We start from the raw sequence: 4328 nt of genomic DNA, 5'->3' as shown, positions 1-4328 counted from the left end.
CGTGCACGCGACATCGCCGCAGGCGGTCACGGTGCCCCGCTCGTGCCCGTGCTCGATGCACTGCTGCTGCAGGACGTGCGTGGCGTGCGTTCAGCGCTGAACTTGGGCGGCATCTCCAACGCGACGATCATCGACGACGCGAAACCTCCTATCGCTTACGACATCGGCCCAGCGAACGCGCTCATCGACGCCGCAGTGCGGATGACGGATGCCCACCCCGATGGATACGACGCTGGTGGCGCAATAGCGGCATCCGGACGAGTCGACGACGCACTGCTGGAGGAGCTGCTGCGCGAGCCCTATTACGCGCTCGCCGCTCCGAAATCGACGGGTAAGGAGCTGTTCAACGCCGCCTACGTCGACGAGATTCTCGAGCGAACAGCACGTGCTCTTGTGCCGCAGGACCTCATCGCGACGCTCACCGAACTCACCGTTCGCACGGTCGCCGACGAACTTCGCGAGCATCGCGTCGAGACGGTCGTCGCATCCGGAGGCGGCGCCAGGAACGCGACGATCATGAGCGGCTTGCGGCGAGAGCTGCCGGATGCCCGGGTGATCACGACGAACGACCTGGGCGTGGACTCCGACACGAAGGAGGCGTTCGCCTTCGCATTGATCGGATGGCTCAGCTGGCACGGTCTACCGGGTGCTGTTGCCTCCGCGACGGGCGCTCGCGAGCAGCGCATCCTGGGAACGATCACGCCGGGCGAGGACCCGTTGCAGTTGCCTCAGCCGCTCACGGAGCCGCCGTCGCAACTGCGTATCGTCGGGGCAGCTGGCATCCGCGAGGCGAATGCCGATGACCTCGCGGGTGTCGTCGATGTCTTCTACGACTGCTGGACGCGCAGTTACCCGGCTGTGCTTCCCGCTCGACTGATCGACACCGTCGACCGGCAGGAGGCGAACGCGATGTGGCAGCGAGCGCTCGCCGATGAGTCCGGCACGGTGTACGTTGCGGAATCCGACGACGCGATCGTGGGTGTCGTCGGCTTCGCGATGACCGACGAGACGCAGGGCCACATCCGTTCGCTCTACGTGAGTCCGGATGAGCAGGGCGGCGGTTACGGAAGGCGACTGGTGGAAGCGGCGATCGCATCGCTGGCCGACCGCGGAGCGTGCGGAGTGACGCTGTGGGTCTTCGAGGAGAACGGGCCGTCTCGTCGGTTCTACGAACGGCTCGGCTGGGTCGCCGACGGCGAACGCAAGGTCGACCCGGCATTCGGCGAGCCGCAGATCCGGATGACACGGAGCCTCAAGTGACTACCGTTCGAACTGCCTCGGTCGCCGACCAACTGCTGATCGGTACACAGCACGGTGCCGAGCCTCCCGTCGGTGCCGTCGTGGCGATCGTCGAAGGCGAGAAAACGCTCCTGTCGACGGCGGGAGCCGCAAGCCTCGAGCAGTCGCACGCGGTCGCAGAGGCGATGACCGAGCAGCACGTGCACGATCTTGCCTCCGTCAGCAAGGTGCTCACAACGCTCACGATGCTGCGGCTTCGCGAAACAGGGGCTCTACGGCTCACGAACACGCTCGGCGACTTCTTCGGCCCGTCTGCCGGTGCGCACGGTGCCGTCACGCTGGATGACCTGCTGCGACACCGCAGCGGCATGCGTCCGTGGTGGCCGCTCTATCTTGCGGAGGAGAGCCCGCTCGAGTCGATCCTCGCGCTTCCCCCGAGCGCTCCGGCAGGAACGAAGTGGCAGTACTCGGATCTCGGGATGCAGGCCCTCGGTGCCGTCATCGCGCACGTCACGGGGCAGCCGTTCGAGAGCTCCGTGCAGGAGCTGACGCTGAGCCCGCTGAGCGCGAACACGGTCACGCCGGCGGGCGCGTACTCCGAAGCTCCCGTGGCTTCCGGAGGTCTCGGCGACGCGGTGGAACGCGACATGATCGCCTCGGGCGACCCCTACTCCGTCAGCGCGGACGTGCGGGCCGCGGCAGCAGGGTTCGCCTGGCGAGAGCACATCATTCGTGACGAAACCGCCGACTGCAATGCGTTCCATGCCTTCGGCGGCGTCGCGGGCCACGCGGGATGGTTCAGCGACGCGGCAGGGCTGCTGCACGTTGCTGCGGCGCTCGCCGATCCCGTGCTCGCCGCAGAGCTGGCCGATGTGCACGGCCCGCAGCCGGCCGGTGCCTTCCGGCAGGGGACGGGTGTCAGGGTGTACGAGCAGCAGTGGCGGGGGCAGCAGCGCACGTTCGTCGGGCATCCCGGCTTCACCGGCACATTCATCGCCGCAGCGCCGGAGACGGCGTCCGCTCCACGCGTGCTGATGGTAGTGCTGACGAACCGACTGCACGGTGCGCCACCTCCTGCGCGAAGGGCGTTGGCACCGGTCGATGATCTCTGGCGGCGAGCTGTCGGCGCTGCCGATCGAATACTGCACGAAGCAGGAACAGGAGACTCAACGTGACCGATCCATTGCTCTCCATTCGCGATCTCCGCGTGACCTTCGAGACGCCGAACGGACCGTTCGATGCGGTGAAGAACGTCGGTTTCGAGGTGCACGCAGGCGAAACGGTTGCCATCGTCGGCGAGTCCGGATCCGGCAAATCCACCCTCGCTGCGTGCATCAACAGGCTGCTGGCCGACAACGGCCGCATTGCAGAAGGCAGCGTGCGGTTCGCGGGCGAAGACCTGACGAACGCCACCGAACGTCGGATGCAGCGGATCCGCGGAGCAGGAGTCGGGCTGGTGCCGCAGGACCCGATGTCGAATCTCAACCCCGCCCACACGGTCGGTCAGCAGATTCTCGAAGCGCTCGAGGTGCACGGGAAGGCTCGCGGTGCCGAAGGGCGTGAACGCGTGCTCGAGCTGCTGGAGATGGTGGGCATCCCGGATCCGGAGGAGCGCTATCGCCAGTATCCGCACGAGTTCTCCGGCGGGATGCGGCAGCGAGCGCTCATCGCCATGGGGCTCGCGTGCGAACCCGAGCTGTTGATCGCAGACGAGCCGACCTCCGCGCTCGATGTCACGGTCCAGAGAAGGATTCTCGACAAGCTGGAACAGCTGACGTCGGAGACGAACACAGCGGTCGTGCTGATAACCCACGACCTCGCCCTCGCCGCAGAGCGCGCCGACCGTGTGCTGGTCATGTTTCAGGGCGAGTTGGTGGAATCGGGTGACGCTCGCGCGATTCTGAACGAACCTCGGCACGAATACACGCGCACGCTCGTGAACCACGCGCCCAGCCTCATGAGCACGTCCCTCGTGGAGCCTCGCGAGTCGAACGGAGCCGTGCTCGCCGAGGTCGAGGGTGTCGGCCGCATGTTCAAGATGCGTGGCGGACGTCAGTTCTGGGCGGCGCGCGATGTCTCGTTCTCGATTCCGCAGGGCTCGACCGTGTCGATCGTCGGTGAGTCCGGGTCGGGCAAATCGACGACAGCGAAGATGCTGCTGGGGCTTGAAGACGTTTCCGAGGGGAGCATCAGGGTCGGCGGTGAAGACATCTCGTCGCTGCGCGGCAAGCGACTCATGCGGATGCGCCGCCGGGTGCAGCCGGTGTTCCAGAACCCGTATGCCTCGCTCGACCCGAGGTACACGATCGCCGAGACGATCGGGGAGCCGTTGCGAGTGCACAGGGTCGGCAACCGTCGCAGCAGGGGCGATCGCGTACTCGAGTTGCTCGATCAGGTCTCGCTGCCGCGTTCTGTCGCCGAGCAGTTGCCGCACGAACTCTCCGGTGGCCAGCGACAGCGGGTTGCCATCGCGAGAGCGCTGGCGCTGAAGCCCGAACTGGTCGTGCTGGACGAAGCGGTGTCTGCGCTGGATGTTCTTGTGCAGAACCAGATTCTCGAGTTGCTCGTCGATCTGCAGCGCAAACTCGAACTGAGTTATCTCTTCATCAGTCACGATCTTGCGGTCGTGAACATGATCTCGCACACCGTGCACGTCATGCAGAAGGGCCGCATCGTCGAGTCGGGAACACCGCAGCAGCTGTTCAGCGCGCCCGAGTCCGAGTACACGCGAGAGCTGCTCGCGGCCATTCCCGGCGCTTCGCTCAGCGGTGCGCACTGACGCTGGTTAGACCCAATCGGCGCAGACGACTCCGTCGAACTCCCTCACTGCGGTGTCACTTGTGACCAGCGTGAGCCCGCGGAGCCTGGCTTGGGCGACGAGCATGCGGTCGAACGGATCTCGGTGATCCCAAGAGAGTGAACCGGCTGTTGCCATGTCCGCGGCGGTCAGTGAGAGCTCGTGGGCGCCCATTGCGCCGGCGAGTTCGTCCCACCTCGCCAAGATCGCGCTCGCCTGCGGGAGTTTGCCGATTCGAGATTTCTGTGCCAGTTCGTATGCGGAGGCGGCTGAGATATGCAATTCCTGCGCC

The 4328-nt window shown here is 66.0% G+C and carries 4 protein-coding genes; 3 read left to right on the top strand and 1 reads right to left on the bottom strand.

Annotated features, from left to right (window positions below; translation table 11 throughout):
- From Q0O95_RS13295 to Q0O95_RS13285, 3 genes are all read left to right on the top strand, one after another.
- Positions 1-1260: anhydro-N-acetylmuramic acid kinase (locus Q0O95_RS13295; protein ID WP_293699600.1), on the top strand; the 1260-nt coding region annotated here is incomplete at its 5' end.
- Positions 1257-2414 (top strand): serine hydrolase, encoded by a 1158-nt coding sequence (locus tag Q0O95_RS13290; protein WP_293699597.1) that lies wholly within the window; start codon positions 1257-1259, stop codon positions 2412-2414. The genes Q0O95_RS13295 and Q0O95_RS13290, both read left to right, overlap by 4 nt.
- Entirely contained in the window at positions 2411-4018 is a 1608-nt protein-coding gene (locus Q0O95_RS13285; RefSeq protein WP_293699594.1) for an ABC transporter ATP-binding protein, read from the top strand. The genes Q0O95_RS13290 and Q0O95_RS13285 overlap by 4 nt, the downstream gene beginning before the upstream one ends.
- A gap of 6 nt (positions 4019-4024) precedes the next feature.
- Here Q0O95_RS13285 and Q0O95_RS13280 read toward each other — a convergent pair.
- Positions 4025-4328, bottom strand: a 304-nt coding sequence (locus tag Q0O95_RS13280) for a type II toxin-antitoxin system VapC family toxin (protein ID WP_293699591.1), incomplete at its 5' end; no start/stop codon positions are given.

This window comes from uncultured Agrococcus sp., assembly GCF_945915485.1.
GTDB lineage: Bacteria > Actinomycetota > Actinomycetes > Actinomycetales > Microbacteriaceae > Agrococcus.
The sequence above is the reverse complement of the archived record's forward strand: the minus strand, read 5'-3'. Positions and strand labels throughout refer to the sequence as shown.